The organism is Mycobacterium sp. MMS18-G62 (assembly GCF_053877835.1).
Map to the genome: position 1 here is coordinate 2,306,279 of NZ_CM132662.1, position 16,254 is coordinate 2,322,532.

General features: G+C 66.6%; 16 protein-coding genes. 11 read left to right on the forward strand and 5 right to left on the reverse strand.

Annotated features, from left to right (window positions below; genetic code table 11):
- Window positions 1-6: 6 nt before the first annotated feature.
- On the reverse strand, window positions 7-1,017 hold the full coding sequence (locus tag ACWW36_RS11465) for an ABC transporter permease (RefSeq protein WP_456141649.1): 1,011 nt from the start codon (window positions 1,015-1,017) through the stop codon (window positions 7-9).
- Between the two features lie 98 nt (window positions 1,018-1,115).
- Here ACWW36_RS11465 and ACWW36_RS11470 point away from each other — a divergent pair, with 98 nt between their 5' ends.
- Window positions 1,116-1,739 (forward strand): TetR/AcrR family transcriptional regulator, encoded by a 624-nt coding sequence (locus ACWW36_RS11470; RefSeq protein ID WP_456141650.1) that lies wholly within the window; start codon window positions 1,116-1,118, stop codon window positions 1,737-1,739.
- On the opposite strand, the gene ACWW36_RS11475 is transcribed toward ACWW36_RS11470, so the two are convergent.
- Complete coding sequence (locus ACWW36_RS11475) at window positions 1,734-2,384, reverse strand: GAP family protein (RefSeq protein ID WP_456141651.1); 651 nt, start codon at window positions 2,382-2,384, stop codon at window positions 1,734-1,736. The two genes, ACWW36_RS11470 and ACWW36_RS11475, sit on opposite strands and share 6 nt — an antisense overlap.
- On the reverse strand, window positions 2,385-2,930 hold the full coding sequence (locus ACWW36_RS11480) for an Rv0361 family membrane protein (protein WP_456141652.1): 546 nt from the start codon (window positions 2,928-2,930) through the stop codon (window positions 2,385-2,387).
- A gap of 47 nt (window positions 2,931-2,977) precedes the next feature.
- On the opposite strand from ACWW36_RS11480, the gene clpB reads away from it, so the two are divergent.
- The 8 genes from clpB to ACWW36_RS11520 all read left to right on the forward strand — a co-directional run bounded on the left by clpB (window position 2,978) and on the right by ACWW36_RS11520 (window position 12,766).
- Window positions 2,978-5,524: an ATP-dependent chaperone ClpB gene (clpB, locus tag ACWW36_RS11485; protein WP_456141653.1), complete on the forward strand. Its 2,547-nt coding sequence runs from the start codon at window positions 2,978-2,980 to the stop codon at window positions 5,522-5,524.
- Between the two features lie 68 nt (window positions 5,525-5,592).
- On the forward strand, window positions 5,593-6,432 hold the full coding sequence (gene ttfA / locus ACWW36_RS11490) for a trehalose monomycolate transport factor TtfA (RefSeq protein ID WP_456141654.1): 840 nt from the start codon (window positions 5,593-5,595) through the stop codon (window positions 6,430-6,432).
- Window positions 6,433-6,627: 195 nt separating this feature from the next.
- The gene (locus ACWW36_RS11495) at window positions 6,628-7,404 is read left to right on the forward strand and encodes an SDR family NAD(P)-dependent oxidoreductase (RefSeq protein WP_456141655.1); all 777 of its coding nucleotides are present in this window, start codon (window positions 6,628-6,630) and stop codon (window positions 7,402-7,404) included.
- 6 nt (window positions 7,405-7,410) lie between these two features.
- Entirely contained in the window at window positions 7,411-8,307 is an 897-nt protein-coding gene (locus tag ACWW36_RS11500; RefSeq protein ID WP_456141656.1) for a hypothetical protein, read from the forward strand.
- Window positions 8,252-8,941, forward strand: a complete 690-nt coding sequence (locus ACWW36_RS11505) for a TrmH family RNA methyltransferase (RefSeq protein WP_456141657.1) — start codon at window positions 8,252-8,254, stop codon at window positions 8,939-8,941. The genes ACWW36_RS11500 and ACWW36_RS11505 overlap by 56 nt, the downstream gene beginning before the upstream one ends.
- A 15-nt stretch (window positions 8,942-8,956) precedes the next feature.
- The gene (locus ACWW36_RS11510) at window positions 8,957-10,084 is read left to right on the forward strand and encodes a glycoside hydrolase family 76 protein (RefSeq protein ID WP_456141658.1); all 1,128 of its coding nucleotides are present in this window, start codon (window positions 8,957-8,959) and stop codon (window positions 10,082-10,084) included.
- Window positions 10,081-11,919 (forward strand): Na+/H+ antiporter NhaA, encoded by a 1,839-nt coding sequence (gene nhaA, locus ACWW36_RS11515; protein ID WP_456141659.1) that lies wholly within the window; start codon window positions 10,081-10,083, stop codon window positions 11,917-11,919. Before ACWW36_RS11510 ends, nhaA begins: the two co-directional genes overlap by 4 nt.
- A gap of 1 nt (window position 11,920) precedes the next feature.
- Window positions 11,921-12,766 (forward strand): alpha/beta fold hydrolase, encoded by an 846-nt coding sequence (locus tag ACWW36_RS11520; protein WP_456141660.1) that lies wholly within the window; start codon window positions 11,921-11,923, stop codon window positions 12,764-12,766.
- Here the strand turns inward: ACWW36_RS11520 and ACWW36_RS11525 are convergent.
- Window positions 12,731-13,408, reverse strand: coding sequence for a VTT domain-containing protein (locus tag ACWW36_RS11525; protein WP_456141661.1), 678 nt, complete (start codon window positions 13,406-13,408; stop codon window positions 12,731-12,733). The genes ACWW36_RS11520 and ACWW36_RS11525 overlap by 36 nt on opposite strands.
- Before the next feature lie 20 nt (window positions 13,409-13,428).
- On the reverse strand, window positions 13,429-14,079 hold the full coding sequence (locus ACWW36_RS11530) for a hypothetical protein (protein WP_456141662.1): 651 nt from the start codon (window positions 14,077-14,079) through the stop codon (window positions 13,429-13,431).
- Window positions 14,080-14,155: 76 nt separating this feature from the next.
- On the opposite strand from ACWW36_RS11530, the gene ACWW36_RS11535 reads away from it, so the two are divergent.
- Both ACWW36_RS11535 and fbaA read left to right on the forward strand, forming a co-directional pair.
- Window positions 14,156-15,169, forward strand: coding sequence for an alcohol dehydrogenase catalytic domain-containing protein (locus ACWW36_RS11535; protein WP_456141663.1), 1,014 nt, complete (start codon window positions 14,156-14,158; stop codon window positions 15,167-15,169).
- Between the two features lie 47 nt (window positions 15,170-15,216).
- Window positions 15,217-16,254: a class II fructose-bisphosphate aldolase gene (gene fbaA / locus ACWW36_RS11540; protein ID WP_456141664.1), complete on the forward strand. Its 1,038-nt coding sequence runs from the start codon at window positions 15,217-15,219 to the stop codon at window positions 16,252-16,254.

Below are 16,254 nucleotides of genomic sequence, written 5' to 3' on the forward strand. Positions count from 1 at the left end.
CCGAGTTTAGGCGGGCGAAATCCTTCGCTGTCGCACAGCGGCGATCGCGATGAGCGTCACACCGGCCAGCGCCCAGCAGCTCAGCACGACGATTGCGGTCGTCGCGCCCGCTCCGTCGAAGAACGCGGTGGACCGCAGCAGGGTGGCATTCGCGCCCTGGGGCAACCACTGGCCCAGCCTTCCCCAGCCGCTCGGCAGCATCTCGGGCGCGCTGTTGAGTCCGGACAGCGGGTTGCCCAGCAGTAGGGCCAGCAGCGCGCCGATCGCCAGGCCGATGCGGCCGAACAGCGAGCCAAGGCCCAACATCGACAGTCCGGCGGCGAGCACACCCAGCGTCAGCCCACCGGCGACGCCCCAGAAGTTCTGATCGATGGATCCGAACACGTAGCGCAGCAGCGCTGCGATGGTCCAGCCGGCCACGCCCGCGAAGACGACCACGGCCGTGAACCGTGTCCACACCTCGCGCTTGAGCAGCAGCACCAGTGCCACCGCGGGCAGCAGCCCGGCCAGGGTGATCGGCAGGGCCGATGCGGCCAGGCCGGCGCCGCGCGGGTCGTCGGCGGTCGGTGGCGCAAGGTCTTCGGTGCGCAGTTGCGTGCCGGTCTGCTCCGCGATGCCATTGCCGATCTGGGTGAGCATCTGCGCGACCATCAGGCTGCCTCCCGTCGCGATCAGCAGGCTGCGGCCGTCGGGGCCAAAGGATATGCCGCCGTACACATCTCGATTGCGGATGGCCTCCCGCAGCGATGCTTCGCCGGGGTAGTAGGTGATCGCGAAGGCGCCGGGCGCATGCTGCTCGAGCGTGTCGGCGACTTGTCCGCTGGCCACTTGCGGGCCTGCCGCGCCGATGGGCACGTTGTGAGGCTTCGACCGCGCCGCGGGAAGCGCGAAGGCAATCGCCAGGATCGCCAGCGCGACGGCCAGGACGACGACGATGCCGGTGGCGCGGATGGCGGCGGGTGGTTCATGGGCGACGGCGCCGTGGTGCGTGCGCCCCGGAAGCGAATCCGTGGTCATGATTAACCCTTTTCATCCATCGTTGAATTAGTTGCTTCCGTGAGCGTATCTCCAGAGCGCCAGCATTTCAACACCCATTGAAATGATACTGTCGATGTATGCCGTCACCAGCGAAGACGACGAAGCGACGCGGCCGACGCCAGGGCGAGCCGGTATCCCGCGACGCGGTGCTGGCGGCGGCCAAACAACGCTTCGCGACCGAGGGCTACGAGAAGACGACCCTGCGGGCGATCGCGCAGGACGCCCGCGTCGACCCGTCGATGGTGCTGTACCTGTTCGGGTCCAAGGAGGCGCTGTTCCGTGAATCCCTGCGTCTGATTCTCGACCCCGACGCGCTCGTCGCCGCCCTGACAAGCGACGACGACGCCGACATCGGCACCCGCATGGTGCGCACCTATCTGCAGATCTGGGAGACGCCCGACAGCGCCGCGAGCATGAGGGCGATGCTGCAGTCGGCCACGTCGAACTCCGATGCCCAGGATGCGTTTCGCGGCTTCATGCAGAACTACGTGCTGACCGCGGTGTCGGGCGCACTTGGCGGCGGTGAGCACGCCAGGCTGCGAGCGATGCTTGGGGCGTCGCAGTTGGTCGGCGTAGCTATGCTGCGCTACGTCATGGAGGTGCCGCCGCTGGCGACGCTGTCCGCGGACGAGGTCGTGCGCTTGATCGCACCGACCGTGACGCGGTATCTGACCGCCGACGCCGACGAGCTCGGCCTATAGGCCGTGAATTCCCTTGTACAGCACCAGAAGTCCGATGATGATCAGGATGGCCGCGACGAGCGTTGCGTGCTGACGCTCCATCCACTCCTTGAGCCGCTGCAGCGGTTCGTCGAGCCGGTCACCGGAAACCGCGTACGCCAGAATGGGAATCGCGACCGTGGACCCCGCGATCGCCACATACCAAGCGACCGCAAGCCATGCATGCGTACTTCCGACCCCAGCGGTGCCGATCGCCAAACCCGCTGCGGCGGAAATGAATAACACCTTCGGATTGACCACGGTGAGTGCCACGCCCGCACCGGCCGCCCGGACAGGCGTGAGCTTACTGAGACTCTGCATCCACCGCGGCATGTGCTCGGATCGCTTGCGGGTCAGCCATCGGTAGATGCCGAAAACGATCAGGGCGGCGCCGATGATGATGCGCAGCCACGACGCCCACCCTGGAGGCTTGTTGCCGAGACCCCCGAGCAGGCTGGAAACTTCGAGGAAGATCGCCGTCAGCGCAGCGAGCCCGAGCAGCCAGCCGGCCATGAAGGCCAGACCCGTCGGCCGCGGCCGTGGGGTATGCAAAACCAGCACCGCCGGAATGATCGTCAGCGGCGACAAGGCAACCACCAGCGCCAGCGGAACGAGTTCGGTCAGCATCTATACGGCCCGCGGGGCGTGATAGCGGCAGGCCTTCCATTCGCTGCCCTCGCGCAGGAAATCGATGTCGAGCGTTTTGGTGTCCTCATGGTTGGCCGCCTGGAACTGGACGTTCGCGACGGCTCGAGGCTGGGCGCCACCTGTCACGTCGATCGAGTTGACGGTGATCTGCGTCGGTCCGTCTGATTCTCGGCTCTGATGCCAACCAGCTTCGTAGCCGTTGGCGCGCAGCATGTCCGGGCACAGGTGCGAGGCAAACCCGGCGAAATCGGAGCTGTTGTACGAGCCGTTCATGCGGGTTAGCACGGCGCGGACCTGGTCTTCGTCCGAGGTCGCCGGCCCCGATCGCATCCCGACGGCGACGAACAGCGCGACGAACGTCAGCGCGACGACGGCCACGCCACCCGCGATGAGGAGCCCGATGCGGGCATGCGATCGCACCCGTTCAGCCTCGCCGATGATTCCCGGTGGGTACACCCGACTCGCCGTCCGCGAAAAAAAGTTAAACTTGAGCGGAACAGACTCAACCTTGACGGCGTTGAACAACGCGACAAGGCTTTACCCAGGACTTTTTCGAAGATTGGAGGATCGTCGTGGATTCATTCAACCCGACGACCAAGACCCAGGCGGCGCTGACCGCGGCGTTGCAGGCGGCAAGCGCTGCGGGCAATCCGCAGATTGTGCCCGCCCACCTGCTGATGGCGTTGCTGACCCAGAACGACGGCATTGCCGTGCCGCTGTTGGAGGCCGTCGGCGTCGACCCTGCGGGCATCCGCAGCGAGACCGAGCGGCTGATCGACCGGCTCCCCAGCGCCAGCGGCGCGAGCTCGCAGCCGCAGCTGTCCCGTGAATCGCTCGCCGCGATCACCACGGCACAGAACCTCGCCACCGAGATGGACGACGAGTACGTCTCGACCGAGCACTTGATGGTCGGCCTCGCCACCGGCGACTCCGACGTGGCCAAGCTGCTGACCGGGCACGGCGCCTCCCCGCAGGCATTGCGTGAGGCATTCGTGAAAGTCCGCGGCAGCGCCCGCGTCACCAGCCCGGAACCCGAGGCGACGTATCAAGCGCTGGAGAAGTACTCCACCGACCTGACGGCGCGTGCGCGTGAAGGCAAGCTCGATCCAGTTATCGGGCGCGACAACGAAATTCGTCGCGTCGTGCAGGTGCTCTCCCGCCGCACCAAGAACAATCCGGTGCTGATCGGTGAACCCGGCGTCGGCAAGACCGCGATCGTGGAGGGCCTCGCCCAGCGCATCGTGGCCGGCGACGTGCCGGAGAGCCTGCGCGACAAGACGGTCATCAGCCTGGACCTCGGTTCGATGGTCGCCGGGTCGAAGTACCGCGGCGAGTTCGAGGAGCGCCTCAAGGCCGTGCTCGACGACATCAAGAATTCAGCGGGCCAGATCATCACGTTCATCGACGAGTTGCACACCATCGTCGGCGCCGGCGCGACCGGCGAATCGTCGATGGACGCAGGCAACATGATCAAGCCGATGCTGGCCCGCGGCGAGCTGCGGCTGGTCGGCGCGACCACGCTCGACGAGTACCGCAAGTACATCGAGAAGGACGCCGCGCTGGAGCGCCGCTTCCAGCAGGTGTTCGTCGGCGAGCCGTCGGTCGAGGACACCGTCGGCATCCTGCGTGGTCTCAAGGAGCGCTACGAGGTGCACCACGGCGTGCGCATCACCGACTCGGCGCTGGTCGCGGCGGCCACACTGTCCGACCGCTACATCACCGCCCGCTTCCTGCCGGACAAGGCCATCGACCTGGTCGACGAGGCCGCCTCCCGGCTGCGGATGGAGATCGACTCCCGGCCCGTCGAGATCGACGAGGTCGAGCGGCTGGTCCGTCGCCTCGAGATCGAGGAGATGGCGCTGGCCAAGGAAGAAGACGACGCTTCCAAGGAGCGACTGGCGAAGCTGCGGTCCGAGCTGGCCGACCAGAAAGAGAAGCTGGCCGAACTGACAACGCGCTGGCAGAACGAGAAGAGCGCCATCGACGTGGTCCGCGAGCTCAAGGAGCAGCTGGAGAACTTGCGCATGGAGTCCGAGCGGGCGGAGCGCGACGGCGATCTGGCCAAGGCCGCAGAGCTGCGCTACGGCCGCATCCCGGAGATCGAGAAGAAGCTCGACGCTGCGCTGCCCCAGGCCGAGGCCCGCGAGGGCGTCATGCTCAAGGAAGAGGTCGGGCCCGACGACATCGCCGAGGTGGTGTCGGCGTGGACCGGGATTCCTGCCGGGCGGATGCTCGAGGGCGAGACGGCCAAGCTGCTGCGCATGGAAGACGAGCTCGGCAAGCGCGTCGTCGGCCAGCGTCAGGCCGTGCAGGCCGTGTCCGACGCGGTGCGCCGCAGCCGGGCAGGCGTCGCCGACCCGAACCGGCCGACGGGTTCGTTCATGTTCCTGGGCCCGACGGGTGTCGGTAAGACCGAGTTGGCCAAGGCGCTGGCGGAGTTTTTGTTCGACGACGAACGCGCGATGGTCCGCATCGACATGAGCGAGTACGGCGAGAAGCACTCGGTCGCTCGGCTGGTCGGTGCGCCTCCGGGCTACATCGGCTACGACCAGGGCGGCCAGCTGACCGAGGCGGTCCGGCGGCGTCCGTACACGGTGATCCTGTTCGACGAGATCGAAAAGGCCCACCCGGACGTGTTCGACATCCTGCTGCAGGTGCTCGACGAGGGCAGGCTGACCGACGGTCAGGGCCGCACGGTCGACTTCCGCAACACGATCCTGATCCTGACGTCCAACCTTGGGTCGGGCGGCACCGAGGAGCAGGTGATGGCGGCGGTGCGCTCGGCGTTCAAGCCCGAGTTCATCAACCGGCTCGACGACGTGATCGTCTTCCACGGCCTCGAGCCGAGCGAACTCGTGCAGATCGTCGACATTCAGCTGGCTCAGCTGCAGAAGCGGCTGGCTCAGCGGCGGCTCACTCTCGAGGTGTCGTTGCCTGCCAAGGAGTGGCTCGCGCAGCGCGGGTTCGACCCGGTCTATGGCGCCCGTCCGCTGCGCCGGCTGATTCAGCAGGCCATCGGCGACCAGCTGGCCAAGATGCTGTTGTCCGGCGACGTGCACGACGGCGATGTCGTGCCGGTCAATGTCAGTGCCGACGGCGAGTCGCTGGTCCTCGGCTGATCGGCGATGCCGGGTTGTGACCTGCTCGCGTTCGGGCGAATGGGGTACCAGCAAGTAGGCTAGGCGCGATGGTTCCACTCTGGTTCACGCTGTCCGCGCTCTGTTTTGTGGGCGCGGCGGTGCTCCTGTACGTCGACATCGACCGTCGACGTGGGCTGGGCCGTCGGCGAAAGTCCTGGGCGAAGTCGCACGGCTTCGACTACGAGCACGAGTCGGCCGACATCCTCAAGCGCTGGAAGCGCGGCGTGATGTCCACCGTCGGCGACGTGACCGCCAAGAACGTGGTGCTCGGGCAGATCCGCGGTGAGGCCGTGTTCATCTTCGACCTCGAGGACGTCGCGACGGTCATCGCGCTGCACCGCAAGGTGGGCACCAACGTCGTCGTCGACCTGCGGCTCAAGGGCATCAAAGAGCCGCGGGAGAACGACATTTGGCTGCTCGGCGCGATCGGCCCGCGGATGGTGTACTCCACCAACCTCGACGCCGCCCGCCGCGCTTGCGACCGGCGCATGGTGACGTTCGCCCACACGGCGCCCGACTGCGCCGAGATCATGTGGAACGAGCAGAACTGGACGCTGGTGTCGATGCCGGTCACCAGCACGCGCGCGCAGTGGGACGAGGGGCTGCGCACCGTGCGGCAGTTCAACGACCTGCTGCGGGTGCTGCCCCCGGTACCGCAGCCCGTGTCCAGCCAGGCCGTCGCCCGGCGCAGCGGCTCGCCGAGTCGTCCGCTCAAGCCGGGGCCTGCGCGGTCCGAGTTGCCGCCTGGTCGCGCCGATTTGCCGCCGGGCCGCGCGGATGTCGGTCGCTACGCCGCACCGCGGCCCGAGGCGGGCAGGGCCGAGCCCGTTCGTCGTCCGCCGCCACCGTCGCGCAACGGACGGCAGTCACCGCATTATCAGCGATAGTCACACGCGTCACATTCCGCGCCGATAGGCGTTTTGCCCGCCTCGTAGCGACAACCCAGCGACGAGTAACCCCTGTCGCTGAAAAGTCGCTAATAGGCGGGCAATTTGGCCAATGGGCTTCCCGGGTCACGTTCGCCGCCCGGGCGTCTGCCCGCAGGTTCGGCGGCCTCGGCGCCGTTGGCTACGCTCATACGCATGTCACGCCCTGTCGCATTGATCACTGGGCCGACGTCCGGGCTGGGTTTGGGATTCGCCAGGCGCTACGCCATCGACGGCTATGACCTTGTGCTGGTCGCCCGCGACGTGGATCGCCTCGAGCAGCTCGCCGCGGAACTGCGCGACGAGGTCGGCGCGCATGTGGAAGTGCTGCCCGCCGACCTGGCCGACGCGGCCGACCGCGCCAAGGTCGCCGACCGGCTCGCCGCGGGTGTTCAGGTGTTGGTGAACAACGCCGGTTTCGGCACCTCGGGCGAATTCTGGTCTGCCGATTTCGCGGTGCTGCAAAAACAACTCGACGTCAACGTCACCGCGGTGATGCAGCTGACCCATGCGGCGCTGCCGTCCATGGTCGCGGCGCATGCGGGCACGGTCATCAACGTCGCCAGCGTCGCGGGGTTACTGCCGGGCCGCGGGTCCACGTACTCCGCATCCAAGGCATGGGTGATCGCGTTCTCCGAAGGCCTCGCCAATGGTTTGGAAGGCACCGGCGTCGGGGTGCACGCGTTGTGTCCGGGATTCGTGCACACCGAGTTTCACGCGCGCGCCGGCATCGAGATGAGCGGCACTCCGTCGTTCCTGTGGCTCGAGGTCGAAGACGTCGTACGTGAAGCCATGGCCGATGTCGCCAAGGGCAAGGTCGTCATCATTCCAGGCCTGCAGTACAAGGTGCTCACCACCGGCGGACGGATGGTACCGCGAAACCTGGTGCGCGCCTTCACAAAAGTTGTTGGCAAGGGCCGTGGCCGCACGTAGCGACCGGTGCGCGCCCTAATCGCAACGCTGACCGCGATCGTCGTCGTCGCGTCAGCCTGCTCGAGTGACGACAACCGTGGCGGTGCCTATTCCATACAAGGCGCGGCGATGGGCGAGTCGCAGTCGATCCTCGGCTGGAACATGTCGGTATCGAATCTTCGTTTCGACGGCGATTACGTCCTCGTCGACGTCGACGCCTCACCGTCGCAGAACGGCGGCGCGCACGCCAAACCCGAAGACGTGCGATTCGGACTCTACGGCGCGCTGGCCCATCCGGTGGAGGCCAACGGGCTCGCCGGCTGCAAGGATATGACGAGCCTTGCTGTGCAACCACTTTCGGCACCAACACCAGACCGGCTCACGGGCGCAGTGTGTTTGGGGCCCCTGCGAGACCACTCGCAGGTCCGCGGCGTCTACGTATACTCGCCGCGCGATCGCATCGCGGGCACCACGGTCGGGTATCCCGCGGCGTTCCCCGTCGGTGTGCCTGCGACCAACGAGAATGACACCGGCCTGGTGCTCAAGACCACGAGCGTGGACGCGTTTCGCGCCGATGGGGCGCAGCTCGATGCCACCGCACTTGGCGACCCTGAAGCGTTCTCCGGCAACGGCTACATGCTGCTCGGCCTCGAAATCACCGGCCTGGCAGAGCGATACCGCGACGACTCGACTCGCCGCGGCGGCCCGTTGATGGTGCTTGCGACACCGACCGTGCCGCCTCCCGGGCTGAGCCATGCCTGCGACGTCTACGGCTCGTCGGTGCTCGTGCTGCCCGAGGCATCGCGCGCGGCTGTCGAGGTGCGCGCGTCGCTGTGCACACAGGGCGAGATCAACCAGGCGCTGCTCTATGCGACGGTGTCGATGGTCGGCACCCACGCTGCGCTGTGGACGACCCGTGAGTAACGCCGGACCGACCGAATGGGGCGAAAGCCCTGGCGTGGGGCCGTGGCAGGGTCCGTTGCCCGACGATCCGCGCTACGACCCGGCGCTACTTCGTGACGGTGATACCCGCAATGTCGTTGACGCATACCGTTATTGGACCCGCGACGCGATCATCGCCGACATCGACGGCCGCAGGCATCCGTTGAATGTGGCCATCGAGAACTTCGGAAACGACGCCAACATCGGCGCGGTCGTGCGCACCGCCAACGCCTTCGCCGTGCACACCGTCCATATCGTCGGGCGCCGCCGATGGAACCGTCGCGGCGCGATGGTGACCGACCGCTACCAACGCCTGCAACATCACGACTCCACCGCCGACCTGCTGGCCTTCGCGGCTGACGCCGGGCTCACCGTGGTTGCGGTGGACAACGTGCCGGGCGCACAGCGCATCGAAGACACCACCCTGCCCCGCGAATGCCTGCTGATCTTCGGCCAGGAGGGCCCGGGTATCACCGCCGACGCGAAGGCCGGCGCCGCCGTCACCGTGTCGATCGCGCAGTTCGGCTCGACGCGCAGCATGAACGCGGGGGTCGCCGCCGGCATCGCGATGCACAGCTGGATCACCCAACATGGGGACATTTCCAAGGCCTGGTAGGGCAGGATCAACACCATGGATCAGGTCTGGGCAAACCGCGCGGCCAGTGCGGAAGCCGCGATAGCCAAGCGGCACCTGAAACGGATCTGGAAGGTGCCAGGCACGCAACTCGGTGTGGTGTCGTGGCCGCCGACGCGACACGACGCGGAATTTCGCACCTGGCACTACTGGTGGCAAGCCCACCTGCTCGACTGCCTCGTCGACGCGCAAGTGCGCGACCCGCAACCCGATCGGGTCAAGAAGATCACCCGCCAGATTCGCTCACATCGGCTGCGCAACACCGGATCTTGGGTCAACGACTACTACGACGACATGGCCTGGCTCGCGATCGCGCTCGAGCGGGCAGAGCGGCTGGCCGGCGTGGCGCGGCCCAAGGCGCTCAAGAAGCTGTCCGAGCAGTTCATCAACGCGTGGGTGCCCGAGGACGGCGGCGGCATTCCATGGCGTAAGCAAGACCAGTTCTTCAACGCGCCGGCCAACGGACCGGCCGGGATCTTCCTCGCCCGCTACGGCGACCGGCTGCGGCGCGCACAGCAGATGGCCGACTGGATCGACGAGACGTTGATCGACCCTGAAACCCACCTCGTCTTCGACGGCATCAAAGGCGGCTCGCTGGTGCGGGCGCAATACACCTACTGTCAGGGTGTGGTGCTCGGCCTGGAAACCGAACTCGCTGCCCGAACCGAGGACCCCGACCACGCGCCGAGAGTGCATCGGCTGGTCGCCGCCGTGAACGAGCACATGGCCCCCGATGGAATCATCAAAGGTGCCGGCGGCGGCGACGGCGGACTGTTCAACGGGATCCTGGCCCGCTATCTCGCGCTCGTGGCCACGTTGCTGCCGCAGAACATTCCCGACGACGCCACCGCTCGCGAGACCGCCCGCGAGCTTGTGTTGAAGTCCGCGCAATCAGCATGGGACAACCGTCAAACCGTCGACGATCTGCCGCTGTTCGGTCCGTTCTGGGAACGCGCCGCGGAGATCCCGTCAGGCGGCGGCCGGCAGGCCCAATTCGTCGAGGGCGCCGTCAACGCGTCAGAAGTGCCTGAACGCGATATGTCGGTGCAGCTGTCGGGCTGGATGCTGATGGAGGCCGCTCACACGGTCACCGCCGCGAGCGGCGACGACGGCACCGCCGCGTGACCGCAGAGCCGCTGCCGCGAATCGTTCGCCTACTACCGAGCCGATTCAGCCGCGACCCCAAGGCCCCAGGCACCAAGGAAAACACCGCCGCCGCGCTCTTGCTGGCCTTCACCGTCGCGGCGATTCTGTGGGCGAATTCGCCGTGGGCCGAAACATATTCGGCCCTGCTGGACACGCATGTCGGATTCACGTTCGGAGAACGGCACTTCGAACTGACCGTCAAGCATCTGGTCAACGACGGCCTGATGACATTCTTCTTCTTCATCGTCGGATTGGAAGTCACCAGTGAGTTCGCCATCGGCGAGCTCACCGATCGCGCCAGGGCCGCGGTGCCCGTGGTCGCCGCGATCGCCGGGCTGACGCTTCCGGCGATCATCTTCCTGCTGTTCAACCCATCGGGCGAGGACGCGCAGGCGTGGGGAGTGGTGATCTCCACCGACACCGCGTTCCTGATCGGCGCGCTGGCCATCATCAAACCCAAATTCCCTGCCCGCCTTCGGATCTTCCTGCTCACGTTGGCGGTGGTCGACGACATCGGCGCGTTGTGCGTGATCGCGTTGTTCTATTCCGATCGCATCAACGTCGTCCCGCTCGCGTTTGCCGTCCTGCTGATCGCCGCCATCGCGTCGGTCCGATACTTGCCCGCTGGCCGCGGCCCGGCCTACGCGCTGCTGGGCTTTGCGCTGTGGGTCGCGTTGTTCATGTCCGGTGTGCACCCGACACTGGCCGGGGTCGTCGTGGCGCTGCTGATCCCTGTCTTCACGCCGGAGCGTCAGCGTGTGGAGGAAGCCGTCGACCTCATCCGTGCCTTCCGGCAGTCGCCCAATTCGCAGTACGCCAGGGCCGCGACTCGTGGTCTGCGCGAATCGATTTCGATCAACGAGCGCTTGCAGACCGCCGTCGGCCCGTATGTGTCGTTCGTGGTGCTGCCGCTGTTCGCGTTGGTCAATGCCGGTGTGCGCCTCGATGCCGAGAGCTTGACGGGCGCACTTCGGTCGACGCTGACGTGGGGAATCGTCGCGGGTCTGGTGGTCGGTAAGTTCGTCGGCATCACCGGGGCGACCTGGTTCATGCAGCGCACCGGCATGGGTCAGCTGGCGCCAGGCGGCAGGCTGCGCCGAGTCGCCGGTGGCGCGGCCCTGTCCGGAATCGGTTTCACCATTTCACTTTTCATCGTCGACATCGCGATCACCGAGCCGGAGCGTCAAGACCAGGCGCGGATCGGTGTGCTGCTCGCGTCGGCCATCGCGTTCTTCGCCGGGTGGGCGATCTTCAGGCTCACGGACTGGCTCAGCCCGCCGGAACCGGTGGGGCTCAAGCTGATCCGGCCCATTGATCCCGACCGTGACCATATCCGCGGCGACCCGAACGCACCCCTGACGCTGGTGGAGTACGGCGACTACGAATGCCCGTTCTGCAGCCGGGCCACCGGCTCCATCGACGAGGTGGTTGCGCACTTCGGCGACACGCTGCGCTACGTATGGCGCCATCTTCCGCTCGAGCGGGTGCACCCGCGCGCGTTCGACGCCGCGAGGGCGGCCGAAGCGGCGGGGCTGCAGGGCAAGTACTTCGAGATGGGACGGATGCTGTTCGCCAATCAGGACGATCTGGAGTGGTCCGACATATATCGCTACGCCAATGCGATCGGGCTCGACCTGGAACGGTTCGACCAGGACGTGCGTGTGCACCCGACGAAGGTGCTGCACCGCGTGCAGGACGACGCGCAGGATGCCGAGCTGATGGACCTGAACTCGACTCCGACGTTCTTCGTCAACGGTAAGCGGCACAAGGGGCCCTGGGATTCCGCGAGCCTGATCCGGGCATTGGAGGCCTGAGTTGGACCAATTCCGCCGCGGTGAGCTGGTTTTCGACGTTCGCGACGCCGGCCCGGCCGACGGGCCCGTCGTCGTGTTGTTGCATGGATTTCCACAGTCCAACTCCTGCTGGGACGCCATCATCGACCGGCTGACCGCTCACGGGTTCCGCTGCCTTGCGCCCAATCAGCGTGGCTACTCGCCCGGCGCCCGGCCTCCGCGGCGCCGCGACTATCGGATCTCAGAACTCGTCGACGACGTCGGCGCACTGATCGATGCCAGTGGCGCAGAGCGGGTCCACATCGTCGGGCACGACTGGGGCGGCTTCGTGGCATGGGCGGTCGCCGCGCAGCTGCCGTCGCGGCTGGCGTCGGTCTCGCCTATCTCCGTGCCGCATCCCGCCGCGTTCGTCAAAGCGATGGCGACCAGCAAGCAGGCCCTGGCGTCGTGGTACATGGCCGTCTTCCAACTGCCACGCATTCCGGAGCGGCTGCTGCTGCGTCGCAACGGCGCATCGAGCCGGCTGCAGAGCTTCCTCGAGCAAGGAGGGTTGGCTCCGGACGCCGCCGCCCGCGACGCGCGGGCGATGGCCGAGCCCGGCGCGCTCACCGCGGCACTCAACTGGTACCGCGCCATGCCGTTCTCCGGTGGACGACGCGTCGCGAAGAAGATCACGGTCCCGACGATGTACGTGTGGAGCGATAACGACGCCGCGTTGCTGGAAAAGGCCGCAAGGGCCAGCGGACGTTACGTCAGTGCCGACTACCGATTCGAGACGCTGCGCGGCGTCTCCCATTGGATCCCCGAAGAGCGTCCGGACACCGTCGCCGAGTTACTCCTCGATTGGTTCCGGCTTCACCCCGCGTGAGCGCCGCCGCCTGTACCACTCGATGAGCATCGGCGTTATCGACGCCAGCGCGATGAGGATGAAGATCGGCTCGATCAGTTTCTGGATGAACTCGAACTGGCCGAGCCCGTAGCCGAGCAGCGTCAGGCCGACGCCCCATACGACGGCGCCGATGACGTTGAAGAGTGTGAACGCGCCGTAGCTCATCCGCGCGGCGCCCGCTGTGATCGGCGCCAGGGTCCGCACAATCGGCACGAAGCGTGCGAGCACGATGGCGAACGGTCCGCGCTCCTCGAAGAAGGCGTGGGCCTCATCGAGATACCGCTGCTTGAGCACGCGAGCATTCGGCTTGAACATCGCGGTACCGACGTAGCGGCCGATGAAGTACCCCACTTGGCCGCCGAGCACGGCGGCGATGGGGATGAAGACCAGCAGCTGCCACAGCTGGAAGTCGGCCTGCCCTGCGGCGGCTGTGCCCGCGGCGAGCATGCCCGCGACGAACAGCAGCGTGTCCCCGGGCAGGACCGGGAACAGCACCCCGGACTCGACGAAGATGACGACCAACAACCCCACCAGCGCCCAGGTACCGAAGTATCCGAGCAGCTTGATCGGATCCAGGAAGTCCGGCATGAGCGCCAGCTGGGTCGCGGGGGTGAGGTCCATGGCCCCCCAAGATACCGACGCTACGGCTCGACGGTGATGGGCAGGTATTTGGCGTAGCGAAACCCGTGACGCATGGGGTTCGCCGGGTCCGTCGGTGTCACGTTGATCGTCGACTCGCCATTTTTCACCGATCCGTCGTCGTCGGGGTCGAGCTGCATTTCGAGTTCATAACTGACGGTCTGATTGTGAGCGAGTGGAAACGGAGGCACGAGGTTCGCGGTGATGTAGTCCATGCCGGTTCCTTCGGCGACGTACGGAACCGACACCCACGTATTGGTTTGAGGGTCCAGCATGTGCATGGACCCGCTGGGCATCATGGCGGCCCCGCCCGGACTGCACGAACAATGGCCCATCGACACCACCATTCCCACGGAGTCGAGGTCGGCGCCGTTGTTGGCCATGGTGACGTTGAAACGGATCGGCGGGCCGCCGGGCCGGACGGTGGTGCCGCCCTCGGCTGTGATGCGGACGTCGATGCCGCTCACCGGCGACTGCGGTTTGGGCTTCGGCGTCTGCCACGTCGCCCAAGGCCGGCTCGTCGCCGGCGCGGCTTGCGAGGTCGTGGCAGTGCCGGAAGCCAATGGCGCACTTGTACTTGTGCAGCCGGCGACGGCCGCACTGGTTGCCGCAGCGACCATCGCGGCGATTGCCAAACGTCTGCTGATGTCCATGGTCGAATGCTGCTTTCGAGGCCTCAACGGATTCTCAAGCGGGGCTTGGAACCCAAGGTCGGCGTTAGGGTCAGCTATGGCCACCCATAAAGCCGTGCACGTCGCATCCGCTCAAGCGCCACTGACCCTCGTCGACGTAGAAACAGAGCCGCCAGGCGCCGGCCACGTCCGCATTGCGGTCAAAGCGTGCGGGGTGTGCGGGACCGACCACGGATTCGTCAACGGCGGTTTCCCGAACATGACCTGGCCGCTCACACCGGGGCACGAGATCGCGGGCACGATCGCCGAAATCGGCGACGGGGTCGAGGGTTTCGCCATGGGTGACCGGGTCGCGGTGGGGTGGTTCGGCGGCAACTGCAACCGCTGCATCCGCTGCCGCAAGGGCCAGTTCATGCAGTGCGTCAACATGCAGGTCCCGAGTTGGCATTACCCAGGCGGCTACGCCGAATCGGTCACCGCCCCCGCCACCGCGCTGGCGCGCATCCCCGACGAATTGTCGTTCGCCGAGGCCGCCCCGATGGGGTGTGCGGGTGTCACCACGTACAACGCGCTGCGCGGAACCAGGGCCGTCGCAGGTGATCGGGTGGCGGTGCTCGGCATTGGCGGGCTGGGTCACCTCGGGGTGCAGTGGGCCCGCGCGATGGGCTTCGAGACCATCGCGATCGCGCGAGGCGCCGGCAAGGAGGCCGACGCCCGCGAACTGGGCGCTCATCACTACATCGATTCGACGGCCGGTGACGTGGCGAGCGCGTTGAAGGACCTCGGCGGCGCGACGGTGGTGCTGGCCACGGCCGCGAACTCCGCGGCGATGGCCGACACCGTCGGCGGCCTGGCCCCACAGGGTGAACTCGTCATCATCGGTGTGACCGCCGACCCGCTGCCGATCGCGCCGATCCAACTGATCAACGACGCCCTGTCGGTGACCGGCCACCCGTCGGGCACGTCGCGCGATGTCGAGGAGACGATGCACTTCGCGGTGCTGTCCGGGGTGCGCGCCGTGATCGAGGAGCGGCCGCTGGCCGAGGCCGCCGACGCATATGCGGCGATGGACCAGGGCAGGGCTCGCTACCGAATGGTGCTGACCGTCTGAGTCTTGAGATACTTCGTTACCGATACGGTCAGCCGAGAGGAACTGTCATGCCCATCGCAACGCCCGAGGTCTACGCCGAGATGCTGGGCCGCGCCAAGGAGCACTCGTTCGCGTTCCCGGCGATCAACTGCACATCGTCAGAAACCGTCAATGCCGCGCTGAAGGGCTTCGCCGACGCGGGCAGCGACGGCATCATCCAATTCTCCACGGGCGGAGCGGAATTCAGCTCCGGCCTTGGCATCAAGGACATGGTGACCGGTGCCGTCGCGCTGGCGGAGTTCGCCCACATCGTCGCCGAGAGGTACCCGATCACCGTCGCGCTGCACACCGACCACTGTCCGAAGGACAAGCTGGACACCTACGTCAAACCGCTGCTGGCGATATCGCAGAAGCGGGTGGCCGAGGGCGCTAATCCGCTGTTCCAGTCGCACATGTGGGACGGCTCGGCGGTACCGATCGACGAGAACCTCGAAATCGCCCGCGAGCTGCTCAAGGAGGCGGCGGCCGCCAAGATCATCCTGGAGATCGAGATCGGCGTCGTCGGTGGCGAGGAGGACGGCGTCGCCCACGAGATCAACGACAAGCTCTACACCACGGCCGAGGACTTCGAGAAGACCATCGACGCGCTCGGCGCCGGCGAGCACGGCAAGTACTTGCTCGCCGCGACGTTTGGAAACGTGCACGGCGTGTACAAGCCGGGCAACGTGAAGCTGCGGCCCGACATCCTCGACGAGGGCCAGAAGGTGGCTGCCAAGAAGCTCGGATTGCCCGACGGCGCAAAGCCTTTCGACTTTGTGTTCCACGGCGGCTCGGGCTCGTTGAAGTCCGAGATCGAGGAAGCGCTGCGCTACGGCGTGGTGAAGATGAACGTCGACACCGATACCCAGTACGCGTTCAGCCGTCCGATCGTCGGGCACATGTTCACCAACTACGACGGTGTGCTCAAGGTCGACGGCGAGGTCGGCAACAAGAAGGTGTACGACCCGCGCAGCTACATGAAGAAGGCGGAGGCCTCCATGTCGGAGCGCGTCGTCGAGGCGTGCAACGATCTGCACAGCGCCGGCCGGTCAGTCTCGGCGGGCTAG